Here is a 19,049-nt window from a genome sequence, read left to right on the forward strand (position 1 = left end):
TAGACGATGAAGTTATGGCTGCTACCACTGCTGCTGATTAGCCTTATTGCCTGCTCAGACAATAACGGTACGAAAGCACTGCAAAACTACCAGCAACGTCTAAAAAGAGTGCTGGATATATCACAGAAAGATACCGCACTACCCGACGCTGCGCCCCTGGCAGCACAACGTGATTTAAAACAACCGCTGCCGGATTTACGGCTTGATCTTACCGATGCCTATGCTACACGTCGCTGCAGCCTGGATACCTTAATTGGTGAACGTAATAGCAGTCTGGGCAAAGTATACAGTGCCAGCAAACAGCTAAGTTATGAGCTACGTTTTTTAAGCCAATTGCAACGCTGTCTGGAGCAAAGCTGGGACGACACAACACTGCTAAACCAATTACAGCAGGTGTATCAGCAAAAACAGCTCAGCATTGATATTGCCTTTAATAATATGCTGTTAACCGATGATACGCTGCGCAAAGAACTGCTGGGTAAACGCGAAGCTCTGCCGCTAAAAGCAGCGCCCGGTTTTAGCGAAACCTGGCAAGCTTTAACCGAACTTAACCAGCTGCAGCAGTTTATAGCGCAGCAAAACTGGCAGGCTGCCAGTCAGATTGATATTGAACAACAACTGCAGCTGCTGTATCGCTATAACTTTATTGGCCGGCTGCAATACAGCTTACGTACCGCCAGCCATCAGTTGGCACAGCTTAACCAACTCACCGAAGCCGTTGCGCCAACAGCGCTGTGCCCGCAGCAACGCGACAGCGAGCAGCTACAGATACTTGCTAATATATTTAGCAAATATTTTGTCACTGAAGTACAGCTGTACACCAGCGAGCTAAGCCGCTATCAGCAGCAGTTGTGGCCTTTATTGCAACAGCTGTATCACGATACCGAGCTTAACACCCCGCTCACATTACGCTTTGAAACAACCTATCTGGATATGCGCACCAAGCTAAGCAGTCATGTAAAGTGGTGGCAAGCACTGAACCGCCAATGCCCACTTAACTTAACCGCACAGCAGTAAAGCGCTAATACAAAAGAAATACAGGTATTGCCACAAATGTCAGAGCAGCAATACCTAATTTTTATTTGCTATTTAGCAGTGCATAGTCGAAATCTGGCCAATAACGCTGCAAAATGGCCCGGCTATTTTTAAACGGCAACTCTTCTGCCGTAAGCACCCTGCCATACTTACGCCCGGTAAAATCCAATGGTTTGCCCTGCAAATCAACAGAACCATATTCACGCCAACCGGCATTGACTCCCGGCATAACGGGGTTAGCCAGTGGTTCGTGGTTTACAGGCCCAGCCCAACCTTGTGCACCAATGTGGTTGTCCAGTTGATTATTTAGCATCAGTACGTTGTCCACATACATTTCACGACCGGCACTTCTGGCAATAAAGGTACTGCCAGGGCGGATGCGGTTTCCAGTTGGCCCTGCGGCACTGGTAAAACGGTTATTAATAAAAATAAAACCAGGAGCATCCTCACTGATGGTGCGGGCCTGCAGTATATAGCTGCCTTCTGCGTACTCTGAGCCAGGGTTTTTAACAGAATTGCCAACAGAGCGGATTTCGTTCTGCTCAAACAGGCTTAGGTAGTTTTGTCCCCAAATAAAGTCTACATTGCCGGCAATAAGGCAGCGGTAAAAATACGACAAACCTTTTAACATCAACGTATCTTGCTCGCTGACAAACACGCTGTCGGTCACAATCAGCTTACCATTGCTGTTAAAATACAATGTCTCTGCCTGATTACGCACACCTTCGCGCCGTTGGTGCAGGTTTTTAATACTCAGTTGCTTAAGTACTAACTGTGCCACATCTTCAACCATAAATACGCTGCGCCCACCGGCACTATGCCCGGCCACAATATTAAACCCAAGGCCCAGCCCGCTATTTAGTGAGTCGTAATTAGTAAATTCAATGTGTGACTGCGAAGCACCTGCACCTTCGATGGTTAGGTTTTTAACCCCGTATAGATACAAAGGCTCATGATACACCCCCGCGGCGAGTTTAATTTTTTCTACCTTGTCGCCATCAGCCGCACTCATAACAAAATCCAATGCGCCCTGCAAAGTATTAAAGTCGGCTGAACCATCAGCCGCTACGTGCATTACGGCGTTGGCCGCCGGTGCCGGCTTTACCGAAAAGCGCCAGTCGGCATCGGCTCCTACCCCCAAAAACGGCGCCGTATCGTTATGATAACTAACTAAACCGGCCGACACCCGCACCTGATACTGTTTACCCGGTTCCAGCTTGCCACTGTGTGGTTTGATCAGCAGTGTATTGCCGCTGCTCCAAATCAGGCGGCGGTTTAAAGAACGGTATTTATTGTCGCGCAGGCTGCCAAAAGCATCTATTTCCGGCCCGGCCTTAATTTCATCTACCAGCGCGGTAGGCTTGCCATTTTCTAGCTGATAAATCCTCACGGCGCCGTTATCGGCCAGATTAATATCCTGCTCAAATGTCAGCCGTAATAAAGTATCGGCCGACACGCGGCTGTTACGCGGCGGATAGGCAGAATCAAGTAGAGTTGCAGCGGTTTTAGCCGGAAACTGCAACGCCGGCAGCACCCTGATATGCAGTTGTTTAAAAATATGCGGCTGACTTTTACTTTGCAGTAGCACACTGCCCTGCCCTGGCTGCAAATACTGCAGGATAAAACTGCCATTCTGTGGTAACAGCTTTACGACGCTGGGGCTGAGGTTTTTTAGTACTATATCCTGCGCTGCACCGCCAGATACCTGCCATTGGACAGGCTGGCTTTGCTCATGCTGATAACCAACCAAGGGCTGATTTTCATGTTGCTGTAAATCGATATGTGGTGTGGTTAGCTCACCGTTGCCCACCTGCAGATAATCCAGTTCAAAAGATCGGTTGTAGCTCCAGATACCAGGCTGCTGCAAGCGCGTATCGCCAATGCTGTCATCGCTGAGCAGTAACTCACTGTTCAAATAAACCTTTAGCATGCCACCGCGCCGCTCCAGCCGCAGCAAATACCATTGCCCATCTACATCATCCTGAGCCCCCAGCACAATGGGTAACGCCTTTTCAGCTAATACCTGTACCTTGTTGTCCTGCACAATGCCAAGCTCAAGTTTTGATGTATAAACACTGCTACCCACTTTTAAACCTGCGGCATAATAGCGATCGCTGTTGCTGTCTTTTAGCGTCAGGTAAAGCGTTTCTCTGTCAGTGGTGCTATTGGCATAAGGGCGCAGCAGAACTTCATAGAAAAAGTCATTCATGTCAACGTTATGCAGTGCTTTGGCATCCACCTGAAGCAAATGCCCACCAATACGCCCGGCCTTAAATTGTAAACTGTGCCGCTGCGAATGCACGGTCAGCTTTCCGTTTGGCTGCCCGGCCGGAGCGTCAGTTGCGCTGAAAAATGTCAGGCCGGTGGCTAGTTGCTCAAATGACTGGCAATAACCAGTGCTGCCCTGCTGACATTTATAGTCAGGATATTTATAGTCAGAATAGTGCTGCAGATTTTGTGGTTGCTCTGCACCAACAACAAAGCTACAGCACTGCGCCAGGAAAAAAAATACTAGCAATAGCCTATGTCGCGGTAATACATTTAAGCGAGACGGTTGCTCAGCCATTGAACCTCCATTTAATAACAATAAGATTTGTTATGATTTTTCTAACATTAAAAGTGAACAGAGCTACCTTTGCAGCTCTGTTTAATTTCACTGCCTTAACAACAGGGGTAGCCTTAAAATGTGTAACGTGCTCCGAAGAAGAAATTGCGGCCGGTGTGGTTGTACTCGCGGGTTAAATCCATTGTGCCATCACCGTTACCATAAATACGCTCGTGCTCATCGGTCAGGTTGATCACTTCAAACGTCAATGTTAGATTTTCAGTAACGTTATAAAATGATGAGAAATCAATGTGCGTTGGGCCATATTTCATTTCTGCTAAATGGCCGTTGCCGCCAGGCACACTGAGTATATAGTCGTCACGCATATTTGCTGACAGCCGCAAACCAAACGCATCCTGCTCGTAATAAACGGTAAAGTTATACGAGTTTTCCGATAAGCCGGTCATATCTTCAGCAGTTACCCGGGTGTAATTGGTTACAACACCCAAGTTTGACAACCAACCGGGTAAAAAGCTAAACGGCTGCTGATACACCAGCTCATAGCCCTTAATGACAAAGCCGTCATCAGTGTTCACCGGAATATAATGGGTGTAAGGTACAGTTTGTGGGTCAGAATTATAAGTAGGGCTATACCGCGGATCAGCATAAATAGCGTCGTAGTAGGCCGGGTCTATCAGCTTTTCTACTATATCTGTTGTCAGCGACGACACCACATCTTTGCGAAACACAGTCGCGGATAACAGAGCTTCTTCGGCGAAGTACCATTCAACACCTAAATCAAGATCATTTGATTTGTAGGGGGCTAAATCCGGGTTGCCCATACTCACCGTGCGGGTTTCATAGGTAAAATTTGGATTAGCAATATTCAGCGAGTTTAAGCCAGCCCGCGTCATAGTGCGTGCGGCTGCAAAACGCACCAGCACATCGTCGGTAACTTCCAGCGCCAGATTCATTGACGGCAGAAAGTTGCTGTAATCATTTTTAACTTCTACTTCACTACCGTTCAAATAGCCGGTTGATGTTGTATCTGTTCTCACATAGCGTGCACCAAAATTAGTACGCAGTACCATTTGCGCAATATCAAAGCTAGCAGTAGCTTCGCCATAAGCAGCATAGGTTTTTTCGCCAACTATCCAGGCTGCACCTAGGTTGTCGGTATATTGATGGCTTAACAGATCGCGGTTAGCCGCGCCAAACTCCACGACAGGAAATGGCAGCAGATCACCGTCCAGTCCCTTGCCAAAATCTGAATAGGGGAAGTCTTCAAAGTAGCCCACTGCAGAAACAGGGGTAAAATAATCACCATTGCCGCTGCGATATTCAACACTGCGATCGTTGTAAGCCACGCCGGTTTTAAGCTGAAATGCGGCAAATTCGTAAGTTAAATCAAGACGTGATGTCAGGTTCTCCCGGTTAACATCATGCGAGGTAATAGACGCAGGCCTGATTTCATAGTTCGCTGGGTCATAGTAGTTATAGCCTGAGCCAAAAGATACCGTCGGCACATTAGCATTGGCAGAGAAATCAAAGGAGTATATGTGCGGTACCGACACACTGTAGAGGCGATTCTCCTCCCGGTGGGCATCCGACGTTGCCGATCCCACCATTGCGTCTACCGTCATATTGTCGGTTAAACGGAATTTACCGGATAGAACAAACTGACTAAAATTAGTGTCAGAGTCTTGCTGCCGGCTTTCAATCCAGGATTCAACATTGTCAAAGCTACCGGCAATAACTTGCTTGCCGTCCGGCGATATGGTCAACGCCAGTGGTGTAATGCTACCTGGCGTTAAAAACCATTCCATTGAGTTATAGCTGGTGCGTTGGTTCTCCAGTTTCGAGTGCAGCGCATCAAATGTAATAAGCACATCACTGGATGGCCGGTACTGCAGTGCAGCTGTCATACCAACCCGCTTTTGTTCATTGCCAAAAAAGTCGGCTCTGGGCAAGCGTGGTAACCATAAACAGTTAATTGCCGCCACTGAATTGTCTCCAATCTGACAATCACTTACCGCAGGGGTACCAGTGATCTCAGGTGTGGCAGATGCCGGAAAAGGCTGGTTAGCTAACTGAGGTGTAGTCCACCTTACCGTTCCAAAACCTTCCTGGCGCACTGTGCGCTCTGATGCCGCCACGGAAAACAGTGCACCCAACGTGTTATCTGCAAAGGTATTACTTAGCATTAATGCCACCCGGGGATCATGCTCGCTGCTCAGAGAGTTATAGCCATCCTGCACAGACACCAGCGCTTTAAAACCATCGTAATCGAATGGTTTTGCAGAGTATAAGTCAACAGTACCGGCCATACCGCCTTCTTCAATTGAAGCCCGGCTGGTTTTTTGAATATCAACGCGGTTAAATAATTCCGAAGCAAAAATATTGAAATCGAACGAGCGGCCGCTGTTAATACCACCACCGGAATCTAAACCATCGGTACTGGCGGGTACTTCCATGCCATTTAATGTAGCCCGGGTAAAAGACGGGCCTAAACCACGCAGCGTAATTTGCCGCCCTTCACCGCCTTCGCGCGAAATAGCCACCCCCGGCACACGCTGAATAGCCTCTGCAATATTCAAATCTGGAAACTTGCCCATGTCTTCGGCCAAAATAGATTCTCTGGCGTTAACAGCATTACGTTTTTCGTCCAGCGCCTCATAAAGCGCCCCCCGAAACCCGCTTACCTGAATAACCTCAATGTCAGTACTTTCTGCGTCAGCTGTGTCAACGGCTTGCTGCGCCATAACAGGCAAAGCAGCAAAGGTACCCGCCGCTAACATACAGACAACAATTTTTTTTAACCGCAAGTGTTTTACACTCATTACATCACCCCCTGTTAATTTTTATCTTGGGCACTTCCCCAAAATGCCACCGGTGGCAAAGGCAAGATAGATTACCGCCACCGGTGGCAAAGTTATAGACTAACTAAATTATCAGGTCAACATTTAAACAAATAGCCGGCTAACTATTTTTTAGTTTATAGCTTTGCTGATACAGCTGGCACCATTTTACGCTTTGAGCCAGGTTATCTTGACATGCCCCCCCCCCCCCTACTAAGCCGCAAAGTAATGGCAAGCACTTAACAGCCAATGCCCGGTTAAACTTACCGCCCAGCAGTAAGCCGCTAATACGGTGAAAAATACACCAAACACACTGCCTTAGCAGAAAAACACTTGCCATTGCCCCAACAGCGCAATAACATAGCCGCCGTTGTCTGCCAAGCTACGCGCTGGCTTACAACAAAAAGTGTGCGTCCTTAGCTCAGCTGGTTAGAGCACTACCTTGACATGGTAGGGGTCGGTGGTTCGAGTCCACTAGGACGCACCAACAAATTCAAACAAAAAACGCCCCTCTTTGAGGGGCGTTTTTTGTTATTTATTACATAACCTGCGCCAGGGCCCAGCGTAACAGGCGGGCATATATCCTTTGCCGCAGCCCCTTGGGCTGTGCCAGCCCCATACGGGATAACGCTTCAGGTGCATCAGGGCCGCCGCACAGCAACGCGCCCAGCGCTTGTAATTTTAAGTGTTTCAATCGTCGCAGGCGCTGCAACGCCGCCACCAGCTGTTGTTCCAGCTCAGTAAAATCACTGCCAAAAGGGTAACGGGGTAAGTTGCCTGTCAATCGAAGCGTATTTAAACGGGCCCCAAGGCTTGCAGGGGTATTTGCAGCAGCAGCGGGAATAGTCCAGTTCGCATCCAGTTTACCGGCGGCCACTGCTTTAGTTCTTAGTTTTTGTTGGAAGCGGCCATCACTGATACAAATCAGGGCTTTTATACACTCTTCGTCTGTCGCGCCACGTAAATCCGCAATACCGTATTCGGTAACAACAATATCCCGCAGATGGCGCGGAATAGTGCAATGCGGATATTCCCAGACAATACCGGATGTTAGCTTGCCACCACTTTCGCGGGTACTACGCAGCAGCAGGATCGAGCGACCACCCCGCATGGCATGCGCCATGGCCACAAAGTTGTATTGCCCCCCTACACCGGAGACCAGCTGATGGTCTTTCAGGCCATCAGACGTTGCCGCGCCGGTTAAACTTACCATCATGCAGGTATTGATAAAGCGGGCTTTTTGCCGCTGTAATTTCTCCAACGTTGGGTTGCCACCATATAACTGGTTGATCCGGCCAACCGAGCTCATCCTGAAACGGGGCCACTGCGCTTCAGTCAACTGACGTAACCAGCGATAAAAATCTTCAGAGCCGAGAAAAAATGCCGCGTCTAATAAAGCACCTTTGCCCTGGGCACCGGCGTGTTCAGCAATACGCCCGGCATTGGCCAGGCTCTGCAAGCGCTCGTCGTCGAATACTTCGCGCTTGAGGATCCCGGCTTCATGCAAATGCATAAAGCCATCGAGAAACATTTCACTGGCGCCATACAGCCCGGTGTCAAAGCTGTCATGGCCACCGATAGCATTAACTAGCGCCTGGCCGGGCAACGCCTGGTTAAAATAGCCGCGATAGGCTTCGTTGTTCTGCTGGCGCTGGATCAAACTGTACACCAGAGCATCGCTGAGTGAGCCAATACCAATTTGCAGCGTACCTCCGTCGGCCACCAGCGCGCTGGCGTTCATTCCGACACAGTAATCCTGGGTAGTAACAGGGCTACGGGGCAGCGCAAACAGCGGTTGCTGCGGATCATCGTTGATGATTTGGTGAAAAAAATCCTCGCCAACCAGCGCATCGCCGGCCATAAACGGTAAGTCCGGGTGCACCTGTGCCAATATCAGGCACTTTCTGTCAGGACGATGGCGCAGTTCTTCTGCCAGATCCAAGGTAACATCCGGGTTGCTGCTCAAACTGTACTGCCAGCCTGACTCTGTCGCCCGCCTGGCGACCAGTTGCAAAATCAGATTAACCCCACGGTCGGCCAGATCCCTCGCTACATGGGTGTAGTTACTGGAAACATAGTGGCGCTGAGCATCAGCATTACCCAGCATGCTGCCCGACTGAAAATAAAATTCGGTAACGGTAATATTGGCCGGTAGCTGTTGTGAAGCCAGCGCATCTGCATAGGCCAGCCGTGGATAGTCTTCACCAAAATGTCGTTTAACGAAGGGCTGTAAAAAGCGCTGTTCCAGTTCACTGCCGGCTTTAGGCGGATTAAGTGACAGCGCAGTGAAGATATCCAGCCGGATACTGTTGTCCTGACAGGCCCTATGGTAAAACGCATTGATTAAACGGTTAGGTTTACCCAGGCCCAGTGGCAGGCCAAGAACCACATGATTGCCAATTTGAGCTAAAACCTGATCAACGATATCAGCATAATCATTATTGCTCATTGCTTTAACCCCATCTTCGTATTCTGTACCACAGCATTACTGCACTGTACTACATTGATCAAAAGATTGATTGACCAAACATTGCGTTGCGCCAAAGATTGGGTTAGCCCAAAGCGCCAATAACCAGACACTACCAAACATTAGCAGACAATATTCCCCCCTAGGGGTGCTGTTGATTATTCCCTTGCGTATCGCCTTGTTTATCAAGTGGAATACGATTAATAACGTCGTCATATTGGGTTAAATCGAGAAAGGCGATAACTTCAGTTGCGCGCAGATCCTGCATGCGGAAAATCCAGACAAAACTGTTGTTATAAGGCGCCCCGTCAGCGGCAACCCCTGCGCCATCCCAGTAAACCACAACGTCATTACCATCCGCCCAGATGTCGTTCACTGTTGGCTTAACAAACGAAGAAAGACGTGCTGCAAATGGTGCTACTGCCTGCTTAATAAATACATCGCGGCCCCGGTAAGTACCCGCGGCTGGGCTCGTGCCCTTGATAGTCCAAACCACATCGGGTGACAGCACATCCTGAAAAAATGTCCCGCCACCTTCAGCCCAGTGTTGAAATGCTTGCGCAATAAATTGCCTGTTTCGCTCGGTTATTGCAGCATCAGGCTTAGCTAATGCAAAATCACTGGTTATCAGGGCTAAAACCAACGCCACCGTGGTAATAAAGCGTCTTGGCATTTTCATATCGGTTCTCCTGTTGTTGAATTTCTCTGCTGTTTCTCAATATGTTTTGTGCAAAACACACTTTGGCTCAACGAGAATGGAGAGCGATAGCATAAAAGTCTTAAGTTATTGCATGATTATCTGAGCCGGGCACCTGATTAAGCCCAAACCTATACCTATGTATATCAATTGCATATGGCCGGAAACAAGCTTAGAGGATAAGCTAAGTAAAACACAGTAAATGGAGACAGTGTATGCGATGGGGACAAACAGTAGTTGGTTTGGCAGTGCTCGTAGCAACGGCCTGGGGTTGCCTGGCATTGTGGTTTCAACAACCCTATCAGCTTAGCCTTCTGAATTTGGTGGTACTGGCCGTGTGGGGCCTGCTGGGTGCGATTTCTGCTTTCACGCTTTTTTGGCGTTATCAAGCGCGCTACCGCCGCACTTTACTTGGCGCTTATATGCTGTCGGCGGCGCTGTTACTGGTTTGGTGGCATAACATTACCCCTTCGCACAACCGGGATTGGGCCGATGATGTTGCTTATCTGCTTGAATCTGAAATACAAGGTAACGAGGTCACGTTACACAATGTACGTAATTTCGAATGGCGTACTGAAACTGATTACACAGCGAACTGGGAAACCCGCAGCTACAACTTAAACCAGCTGGTTTCTGCCGATTTGGTTCTGTCCTACTGGATGGGTCCGCATGTTGCGCATACGCTAGTCTCATTTGGTTTTGCCGACGGCCAGCAACTTGTATTTTCGCTGGAGATACGTAAAGAACGCCATGAGTCTTTTTCTGCTATCGGTGGTTTTTTTCGCCAGTTTGAGCAAGTGCTCATTGCCGCAGACGAACGTGACCTGATCCGCACCCGCAGTAATGCCCGGGGCGAAGATGTTTATTTGTATCGCCTTGTCATCCCTCCTGAGCAACTACGCACGCTGTTTCTGGGTTATCTGGAAGCCGGCGAAGGGCTGCGCACCAAACCTGACTTCTACCATACTTTAACCAGCAACTGCACAACAATAGTGTTTGATTTAGCCCGCCACATAGCACCGGGGATCCCCCTGGACTACCGGCTGGTATTATCAGGCCACTTTGCCGAGTATGCGTATGATTTGGGTGCACTGGTACCGGAGCATAGCTATACGCAATTACAGCAACTGGGGCATATCAATACCCGCGCTAAAAGCAGCGATAACAATGATAAACACGACTTTTCCCGACTTATCCGCCTGGGTGTCCCAGGAGCGTCTGTTAACAACATTCCGTGAGTTCAGATTGAAGTTTTGCTTGAAAAAATGCAGTACGTTCAACCACGTTAACCAGCTTTGTCGCCTGACAAGCTGAGCTTTAGCTGCCTGCTGTAGGTTCTGCTGACTTTCAGCGATTTACTGTTCACTAACGTCAGGTTGTACTCTGAATTGATTAACGGTTCGAGCCTGGCGACATGTTGCAGGTTAACAATGGTTGATTTGTGAATACGCAAAAAGCCATCAGGCAACACGTCGTTGATCAGGCTTTTTAATCTGGCCCGCATCACAAAGGTATCATCCCGGGTGTGCACACACATATAGTCGCCGGCGGCATCTATCCATAAAATATCGGCATAGGGGATCAATTGTGCCGGGTGGTGCCCGTCCTGAATCACCAGCTTTTCCTGTTCAATGCGATATGCGCTGCCAGGCTCAGTTTGACGGGCGGTGTCACCATTTAGCAAAATGTCGCGTACTTCCAACATATGCTGTTTGTTGGCCGGGCTATCCAGCCTGGATGACACCCGGGCAATGGCTTCTGCCAAACGCTCTTTTTTTACCGGTTTAAGTAAATAATCCAGCGCCCGTACTTCAAACGCCTTAACGGCATATTGATGAAAAGCCGTAACAAAAATAATCGCCGGGCACGATTCCGGCTGCAGCTGTTTAATCAGCTCAAAGCCTGACTTACCGGGCATTTCAATATCGAGGAAAATTAAATCCGGCGCAGTTGCACTGATTAATGTCATGGCTTCGTCAACACTGCGCGCATGTCCAACGATGCTGATCTGCGAAAATGCCGCCAGCCGAATGGCCAGCCCTTCAATAGCACTGTATTCGTCATCTACCAGCAAGGTTTTCAGCTGCTTCATATAGTGTTCTCTGACAATTCCAGCGGGATTGAAATGTTGATCCAGGCACCACCCTTTTCATCATTGCCCAGCTTAAAACAACTGGCCTGCGGATACATCAGCTGTAGTCTGTCCTGACAGTTTTTCATGCCAATGCCACGCGAGGCCGGCTCTGGCAGATTAAAACCAGTACCGCTATCACTAACACAAATATGTAACCGGCCGTCGTCACAGCTAAAATTAACGGCAATAGCAATATTATTCTTGTTGCCAATACCGTGTTTCAAGGCATTTTCAACCAGCGGCTGCAACAATAGCGATGGCATCAGCGCAGAATTACAGCCTTTGTCTGCACTGATCTGTACATTAAGTTCACTTTGAAAGCGGCACTGCTCAATATCAATATAGGTTTGCAACAGCGTTATTTCTTCTTGTACCGTGATTTTTTCCAGCGGATCGGTATATAAGCTGTAACGCAAAAAATCACAGAGTTTTTCCAGCATAGTTATCGCATTGGCATTGTGCTGCTTCAAAATCAGGGTACAGATAGCATTGATACTGTTAAACATAAAATGCGGGTTCAGCTGGTAGCGCAACATTTTAAGCTGCGACTCTTTTGCCAGATGCAGCGCTTCAGCCGCTTTATGCTTTTGCTCGGCATTATCCAGATAGATTTTTATACCATAGTAACCGGCGGTCCAGGTTGCCAGCATGGTTAACGACGCCGATGTCCAGGTGCCAAAGTCGAACCAGGTCATCTGCTGCCACCAACTGCCATAAAACCACTGCAAGCTATGCCATTTAAACTGGGTCCACAGCAGTGACGCTGCCAGTAAACAGATAATATGCAAGCAAACGCTTACCCCGACCGGTTCCTGCCTGAACCAGGCATATAGCCGCTTTAGCAGCAGAGTAATAAAAAAACCGCAGCAGGTATCCAATAGCAAATGCGGCAGATGAATGCTCCACGGCTCCTGGCCGGGCATTTTAATCATCAGTTCGGTAAGCACAGCGTAGGCTACCCAACCACAATATTGGCATAACCAGAACAGCTGTGTTTTTGATTCTAACTTTATCAAGTTACTTTCACTTCACTATCACTTCACTGCCTTAGGCTTAGCGCTAAATATTGTGCCGGGCCTGTTATTACCCGGCACGATATCACTGTATTTACTGCGCGCAGTCAAGTACCTGTGTGGTTTGCGCCACACTATTCACCAGCGCTATATCCGCCAGCGCCACGCTAAACGGCTGTTTTGTGCTTAGCCGCATGGCATCTTCTGCTACTTGTGGTGCCCCGGCACCTTCGCAATGCAGCGCCAGTGCGATAGTATGCCATTGACCGCGCTCAAGACCAGTTAAAAGCGGCAGCAGCGATTCTGAGCGCAGGCATGAGGACTGCTGACACATCAGCTCTATGCTGACATCTGCAGAGGGTGTTTGATCAAGCCGGATACTCATCTGCATAAATTTACTGTCACCAAGCACCGTTAATGGCTGCGCCGCGGTGTATCTCAGGCTGACTGTGGCGCTTGCACTTGCATTGGCATTGCCACCCTCAGTTTGCCAGACAAACTTACGGCCATCTTCCTGATAAGCCAAATTAACTGACTGCATTGATAAACTTTTACCATCGCCACTCACTGCAGCAGACGCATTAACCGTTTTTTGCCCTGTTGTACTGTCTGATAATGCCCAGCTCAGGCCATCGGCCAGATTTCTGACAAACAGCGGCAGCTGCTCGCCACGGTTTTGTTTTGCCGCTGCGCGGGTAACTTCTGAAAATTGCGCCAGCCTGGTGTTGTCGGCATAGGTAAGGCCGTAGCCATAAGCAAACAACGGTTCATACTGCGCATCTTTGATATTAAGCAGGTACTGATCATCATACTTCGGCCAGGAGAAACTGAGCTTACCGCTAAAGTCATGCTGTATATTGCCCTTGCTGTCGGTCAACAACACATCAGCAATACCCTGCCCTTCAGAGCCCGGTAACCAGGCTGCCACAAAGGCCTCAGAGGCATTAAGCTCTTTATTTACCCACAACGGCCGGCCGCTTAAAAACACCGTTACCACAGGAATATTCTGCTGCTTTAAGCGTTGCAGCAGCGCTAAATCGCGTTTGTTGCCATGCTGATATTCCAGTAGCTGAATATCGCCAAACCACTCGGCATAGGGCTCTTCGCCAATAACCACTATGGCAATATCGGGCTTGCTGCTGTATTGCCCCTCTTTACTCAGTTCTACCGTACCGCCGGCGGCTTCAATTTGCTGGCGTAAGCCGGCGTAAACTGATGTGGCATTGGGAAAATCAGCATTGGTGTTATCAGTACCCTGCCAGGACACGCTCCAGCCACCGGCCTGTTTGGCAATATTGTCGGCGCCGTCACCGGCAATCAGTACCCGGCTTTTTGGCGAAATGGGCAGAATGTTGTCGTTGTTCTTCAGCAGCACCAGCGATTTTCTTACCGCTTCTCTGGCCAACTCACGGTGTTCCGGCGCATTAAACCACTCTGGCTTTAACGATTCCGGCCGCGTTGAGGGTTTACCACGCTTAAATACGCCCCAACGTATTTTGGCGCGCAAAAACCGCCGTACCGCATCATCCAGCCTTGTTGTTGCAATAACACCGTCTTTTACCTGCTGTACGGTATTGTGGTAAAAGGCTTCAAAGTGCTCCGGCACCATCATTACGTCTACGCCGGCATTAAAGGCCGCGGCGCATTGTTCTAAATCGCAGCCATCAACAAATTTATGCGCGTTCCAGTCACTGATGACAAAGCCATCAAAGCCCATTTGCTGTTTCAATACTTTGGTCAGCAGGTAGTGATCACCATGCACCCGCTTGCCGTTCCAGCTGTTAAAGGATGCCATCACCGACTGCACCCCGCTACTTATCGCCGTGTAGTAACCGGCAGCATGAATATCACGCAGGCTTTGCTCATCGGCCAGCGTATCGCCACGGTCAAGGCCGTTTTCGGTGCCACCATCGCCGATAAAGTGCTTGGCGGTAGCAATACGGTGGTAAAAGCTTAAAAAATCATCGCCAATATCGCCTTGCACCCCGGTTACCATCGGCCCGGCATAGGCCGCGACGACTTCAGGATCTTCAGCGTAACTTTCATAGGTGCGGCCCCAGCGATCATCTCTTACCACTGCAACGGTAGGGGCAAACATCCACTCAATACCGGTTGCCGCCACTTCTTTGGCTGTAGCCCGGCCAATGCGGTGAATTAAATCAGCATCTCTGGCGGCTCCCAGGCCAATATTGTGCGGAAACAGCGTAGCGCCAAACACATTGCTGTGGCCATGCATAGCATCGGTGCCCCAGATGGTTGGAATGCTGCTGCCATCTTCGCTGCTGTCGAGCGAGGCGGCATACATTTCATCGGCATACTTTAGCCAGGTTTTGGCATCGGCCTGCTTTTGGCCATAGGGTGCAGTGTTACCACCATTAAGATAAGAGCCAAAGCCGTACTTGCGCATTTGGGCAACACTCAGATAGCCAATTTCCGGCTGGACTATTTGTGCCACTTTCTGCTCTACGCTCATATTTGCCAGCAAGACATCCAGCTGTTGCTCTGTCGCCGCATCGGTTTTTAACGCCGTGCCGGCCTTTGGCCAGCTAACTTTAGCTGTATCTGCGGCTGCATCTGCAGAGAGCCCGCTTAGCGGAAACAGCAGCGAGCCTAACAAAAATGTTTTGCGAAGCACTGCATCTGATAGTGAAAACATAACGGGTTCCTTCGTCTGCACAGACCACGCAATAAAATTGCCGCGGCAGACACTTGCTGTTTAATAGGGAATATATTCAATGAAGTCGTAATAGGCCCAGGCGTTACCGCCAAAGTACTGGCCGGGAAAGTAAAAGCCGTCTTGCGAGTTGTCACCGTGCCAGTGGTTAAGCATAATTTTGGTGTTATCTACCGGCCAGGCATAAGCCGGTATTTCATCAGCTGCCAGATAACCATCACCATTATCTTTATAAACCGTCCGGATAGTTTGCTCATTACCCGCAGCATCAAATACATACCAGCGAATTTGGTTTTCACGCCAGTCAAAGCCTATTGTCAGCAGGTCTTGCTGAATATTCAGTCCGTACTGGCCAAGATCGATGTCCTGCTCCCAACTTTGATAGGTACCGCCCTGTGGCTGGTAAATTACGTTGGTATGCACCACATTGCCAAGCGAGGGCAGAAACTCGATATCAATTTCCTGCCAGGCCCGGCCGGGCGCATCCCACCAGGAGGTATAGGTAAAAATTGATGCGACAGTACCGGGGGTATTACCGGTTTTCAGTGCGCCCTGCACTTTGCCGTAACCGTAACTGCTGCGGCTTTGCAGCTCTGAGCAACTGCCCTGGCTTAGTGCCAGCGTAATGCCATGCGAGCTGGGTGAAACCATGCCGGGTGTAAAGGTACAACCAAAAGGCGAGCCATTACTGCCCGTTCTGGCAGACCAGATACCGCTGTTAAAGCCCCAGCTAAAGTCGTCTTTAAAGTAGCCGGCGTGGGCCGACGTCGTGCTAACAAAACAAAAAGCAGCACAGATGAGGTTGGTAGTGTTTTTCATCATGATGTCCTGTCTGTTGTGGGATAGAGCGCCCGCACCGAAAACGTGCTGATGCGGGCGCAGTATTACAGAAGGCCGCGGCTAGAAATTAAAACCGGCACGGATGCCGTAGTAACGTGGCATACCAAAGCTGCCTTTGTTGATGCCTTTGCCGGTGTTATTCCAGTACTGCACCATTTCATCAGTAGCATTATTAACAAACACTTCGGCGTACCAGGCCTGGCTTTGCGGTTCATATTTTAATGACGCATTAACCATGGTATAGGCGTCACGTTTATCGGTAATGTACTGCGCCGCTTCATCGCTTACCGCGAAGTCCATGTCATCCAGATGTTTATCCAGGTTCCAGATGGTAGTGTAAGACTTATCTTTCCAGCTCAGATTAAACCAGCTGTGTACATAGCCAAAGCGGCCTAAATCAAAGCTGTGGGTATAGCTGATATTAGCGGTAAAGCGTGGCGTCATGGCCAGATCATTGCCTTTGAGGTTAGTAGTCAGCTGGGTATTTTCCGGGTCTATCGAGTCTTCATACGACAAGCCAAACAGGTATTCCGGGTCGTAATCCCACTTGGTGATCCAATCGTCGGTAACACGGGCATGGGTCCAGGTGGCATAACCGGTAATACGGCCATTCTGGTATGGCTTCCAGTCAAACTCAAACTCAATGCCCTTAATGGTAGAGCCCGGCACGTTTTGCGTGTAATAGGCAATAACCGGCTGGTTTTGGAAATCCAGCACCGGCATGCCGTTTTCATCAAGAATGGGCGCGCCGTTTTCGTCTTCAACGGGCGATAAACGCTCGACATTGCCGATTGAACCGACTGAGGCATACTGCATATCGGTATAGTCGGTGTAGAAAAACGCTGCTTGCAGATTTAGCGAGTTATTCAGGAAGCTTGATTTGGCACCAAACTCTAACGTCAGCACTTTTTCCGGATCAAACTGAGTTTCAAACCGGCTTACCTCACCGGTTCTGTCGTTTACCACTTCAAATACATCACCGATACCGCCGGCTTTAAAGCCTGACGCCAGATAGCTGTACAACATGGTGTCCTGGCTCAGGTTATAATCCAGGCCAATTCTGAAGTCGTGGTTACGCCACTGGCCTTTATTATCGTTTTCAAAGTACGAGGCATACAGCGCCGGATCATTAAAATAATCCACCGGTAACTCATTAAGTACAGTGCGGTTTAACCAGCCCGGCGCACAGCCATCGGCATTCGAGCAGCGATAAGTGCGGCCGCCTTTGTCTTGCTTGGTCTCATGGCTGTAACGGTAGCCAAAGGTGGCATGCAAGTCAGCAGTAATATTGTAAGTTGCCTGGCCAAACAGCGCATAAGCTGTGGTAGAGCGGTCTGGCTGATCCCAGAATGCTTTGTCATCCATCGGGTTATCGTAATAACCCAGTGTTGTCGTCTTCTCATAGAAGTAATTCACGCCGGTTATCCAGACCAGGTCGCCAAATTCGTCAGACTGCAGCTGAATTTCTGTCGAGTAAGATGTCGCACCGGTACCTTTGAGGAAATAGATAGCGCCATCCCAGGGGTCAAGGCCGGTTTCACTGTCCTGGGCAGACGATCTGTCCATGTCCTCATAGCCCACCTGCCACACCAGGCTTAATTCATCATTAATGCTGTAGTTCAGTGTATTGCGCAGATAGGTGATATCCAGGTTCAGTTCACCCGGTACGTTAACCACTGCCTGATAGGTATTGTCGCTGGGTAAAAACGACGAACAATCACCGCCATATTCAGCCGGCCGGCCGCGTAGCTGATCGCAGTTAACCAAGTCGAGCGTGCCGGCACTGTTGTTCACATATTGCTGAAACACGGTATGGTTGCTAAAAAGCCCGTGTGCCGGTTGCCACAGCGTGCTGATGCGAAACGAGTGCTCGTTAGCATTATTATAAAAATCTGCTTTATCGGCTGGTGTCAAAGCACGCACCCGCTGCGCCTCCGGATCGGTGCCGGCACCGTCTATCCACCAGTTTTCCCGCTGTGTCACGGTAGAGCCAATGCCCTGGTAAGAGTCTTCAGAAATCACCGGCGCGTTTAGCACATCCTCGCTAAGGCGGCGTATGTCGTACTGGTTTGGATCCCAGTAACCTTCCAGGTAAGAGTCACGTTTTAAGCCTTTTGCCGCAATACGCACAGCAAATTCGTCATTTAGCGGAATATTAATAAAACCGCCGAGGTTTTTGCTGTTAAATCTGCCCGCTTCAGCATTAATATTGCCAGCAAAACCAGTGAAATCAGGCTTGGCTGAAATAACATTAATACTGCCAACGGTTGAGTTGCGGCCAAATAAGGTGCCCTGCGGCCCGCGTAGCGCCTCAACCCTTTCAACGTCGTACATCAGTGCCAGCGCGCCCTGCATCCGCGGCGAGTAAATGCCATCTAAATGCACGCCAACAGCCGGGTCGCCCAGCTCGGTAATATTGGTAGAGCGCACACCCCGCATAGAAATAACCGGCGCTGCCTGATCTGTTGCAGTTGAAATATCAAGCCCCGGCACTAAATCGGCAATATCTTTTACGTTATTAACCCCGCTTTGCCTAAGCTGCGCTTCACTTAGCGCGGATATCGCCACAGGCGTTTCCATCAATCTGGTTTTACGCTTGGTAGCCGTAACCGAAATCACTTCAATTGCGGTGTCATTTTTTGCTGATGCTTGTTTTACTGCATCATCCGAAGCCTGTTCAGTTTCCTGTGCAGCCAGCGGCAATGAAAAAGCCATTACAATGGCCATGGTTATAGTATTAAGCTTTAGCATGTCTTATCCTCCCCGGATCTACTTAGTTTTTTGCA

11 protein-coding genes and 1 tRNA gene are annotated in these 19,049 nt (G+C 49.3%); 3 read left to right on the forward strand and 9 right to left on the reverse strand.

All coding sequences use genetic code 11. The features are described from left to right. Positions 1-6 precede the first annotated feature (6 nt). Positions 7-1,017: a DUF3080 family protein gene (locus MJX74_RS07110; protein ID WP_240222049.1), complete on the forward strand. Its 1,011-nt coding sequence runs from the start codon at positions 7-9 to the stop codon at positions 1,015-1,017. Between the two features lie 61 nt (positions 1,018-1,078). Here the strand turns inward: MJX74_RS07110 and MJX74_RS07115 are convergent, their stop codons facing one another. After that, positions 1,079-3,601, reverse strand: coding sequence for a pectinesterase family protein (locus tag MJX74_RS07115; RefSeq protein WP_240222050.1), 2,523 nt, complete (start codon positions 3,599-3,601; stop codon positions 1,079-1,081). Positions 3,602-3,714: 113 nt separating this feature from the next. Next, positions 3,715-6,420, reverse strand: a complete 2,706-nt coding sequence (locus tag MJX74_RS07120) for a TonB-dependent receptor (protein ID WP_240222051.1) — start codon at positions 6,418-6,420, stop codon at positions 3,715-3,717. Between the two features lie 428 nt (positions 6,421-6,848). Here MJX74_RS07120 and MJX74_RS07125 point away from each other — a divergent pair. Then, positions 6,849-6,925, forward strand: a tRNA-Val gene (locus MJX74_RS07125). 51 nt (positions 6,926-6,976) lie between these two features. On the opposite strand, the gene MJX74_RS07130 is transcribed toward MJX74_RS07125, so the two are convergent. Together MJX74_RS07130 and MJX74_RS07135 are read right to left on the reverse strand one after the other, a co-directional pair. Next, positions 6,977-8,887 (reverse strand): acetyl-CoA hydrolase/transferase C-terminal domain-containing protein, encoded by a 1,911-nt coding sequence (locus MJX74_RS07130; protein ID WP_240222053.1) that lies wholly within the window; start codon positions 8,885-8,887, stop codon positions 6,977-6,979. A gap of 160 nt (positions 8,888-9,047) precedes the next feature. Continuing rightward, positions 9,048-9,584, reverse strand: coding sequence for a nuclear transport factor 2 family protein (locus tag MJX74_RS07135; RefSeq protein ID WP_240222055.1), 537 nt, complete (start codon positions 9,582-9,584; stop codon positions 9,048-9,050). Positions 9,585-9,817: 233 nt separating this feature from the next. Between MJX74_RS07135 and MJX74_RS07140 the strand changes: the two genes are divergently transcribed. Next, positions 9,818-10,840, forward strand: a complete 1,023-nt coding sequence (locus tag MJX74_RS07140; RefSeq protein WP_240222057.1) for an Lnb N-terminal periplasmic domain-containing protein — start codon at positions 9,818-9,820, stop codon at positions 10,838-10,840. A 47-nt stretch (positions 10,841-10,887) separates the two neighbouring features. Here the strand turns inward: MJX74_RS07140 and MJX74_RS07145 are convergent, their stop codons facing one another. The 5 genes from MJX74_RS07145 to MJX74_RS07165 all read right to left on the reverse strand — a co-directional run bounded on the left by MJX74_RS07145 (position 10,888) and on the right by MJX74_RS07165 (position 19,014). Continuing rightward, a complete protein-coding gene (locus tag MJX74_RS07145) occupies positions 10,888-11,694 on the reverse strand; it encodes a LytR/AlgR family response regulator transcription factor (protein ID WP_240222060.1) in 807 nt (268 codons plus the stop codon). Continuing rightward, the gene (locus MJX74_RS07150) at positions 11,691-12,752 is read right to left on the reverse strand and encodes a sensor histidine kinase (protein ID WP_240222062.1); all 1,062 of its coding nucleotides are present in this window, start codon (positions 12,750-12,752) and stop codon (positions 11,691-11,693) included. The genes MJX74_RS07145 and MJX74_RS07150 overlap by 4 nt, the downstream gene beginning before the upstream one ends. A gap of 91 nt (positions 12,753-12,843) precedes the next feature. Then, positions 12,844-15,405, reverse strand: coding sequence for a glycoside hydrolase family 3 protein (locus MJX74_RS07155; RefSeq protein ID WP_240222064.1), 2,562 nt, complete (start codon positions 15,403-15,405; stop codon positions 12,844-12,846). A 60-nt stretch (positions 15,406-15,465) separates the two neighbouring features. Continuing rightward, a complete protein-coding gene (locus MJX74_RS07160; RefSeq protein ID WP_240222066.1) occupies positions 15,466-16,242 on the reverse strand; it encodes a family 16 glycosylhydrolase in 777 nt (258 codons plus the stop codon). Positions 16,243-16,323: 81 nt separating this feature from the next. After that, a complete protein-coding gene (locus MJX74_RS07165; protein ID WP_240222067.1) occupies positions 16,324-19,014 on the reverse strand; it encodes a TonB-dependent receptor in 2,691 nt (896 codons plus the stop codon). Positions 19,015-19,049 lie beyond the last annotated feature (35 nt).

This window comes from Rheinheimera hassiensis (assembly GCF_022436675.1).
In the GTDB taxonomy this organism is placed as follows: Bacteria; Pseudomonadota; Gammaproteobacteria; order Enterobacterales; family Alteromonadaceae; genus Alishewanella; species Alishewanella hassiensis.

Coding starts and splice junctions, on each gene's coding strand:
- MJX74_RS07145 (WP_240222060.1), bottom strand. CDS start 11,694: ATGAAGCAGCTGAAAACCTTGCTGGTAGATGACGAATACAGTGCTATT.
- MJX74_RS07140 (WP_240222057.1), top strand. CDS start 9,818: ATGCGATGGGGACAAACAGTAGTTGGTTTGGCAGTGCTCGTAGCAACG.
- MJX74_RS07155 (WP_240222064.1), bottom strand. CDS start 15,405: ATGTTTTCACTATCAGATGCAGTGCTTCGCAAAACATTTTTGTTAGGC.
- MJX74_RS07160 (WP_240222066.1), bottom strand. CDS start 16,242: ATGAAAAACACTACCAACCTCATCTGTGCTGCTTTTTGTTTTGTTAGC.
- MJX74_RS07165 (WP_240222067.1), bottom strand. CDS start 19,014: ATGCTAAAGCTTAATACTATAACCATGGCCATTGTAATGGCTTTTTCA.
- MJX74_RS07135 (WP_240222055.1), bottom strand. CDS start 9,584: ATGAAAATGCCAAGACGCTTTATTACCACGGTGGCGTTGGTTTTAGCC.
- MJX74_RS07120 (WP_240222051.1), bottom strand. CDS start 6,420: ATGAGTGTAAAACACTTGCGGTTAAAAAAAATTGTTGTCTGTATGTTA.
- MJX74_RS07115 (WP_240222050.1), bottom strand. CDS start 3,601: ATGGCTGAGCAACCGTCTCGCTTAAATGTATTACCGCGACATAGGCTA.
- MJX74_RS07130 (WP_240222053.1), bottom strand. CDS start 8,887: ATGAGCAATAATGATTATGCTGATATCGTTGATCAGGTTTTAGCTCAA.
- MJX74_RS07110 (WP_240222049.1), top strand. CDS start 7: ATGAAGTTATGGCTGCTACCACTGCTGCTGATTAGCCTTATTGCCTGC.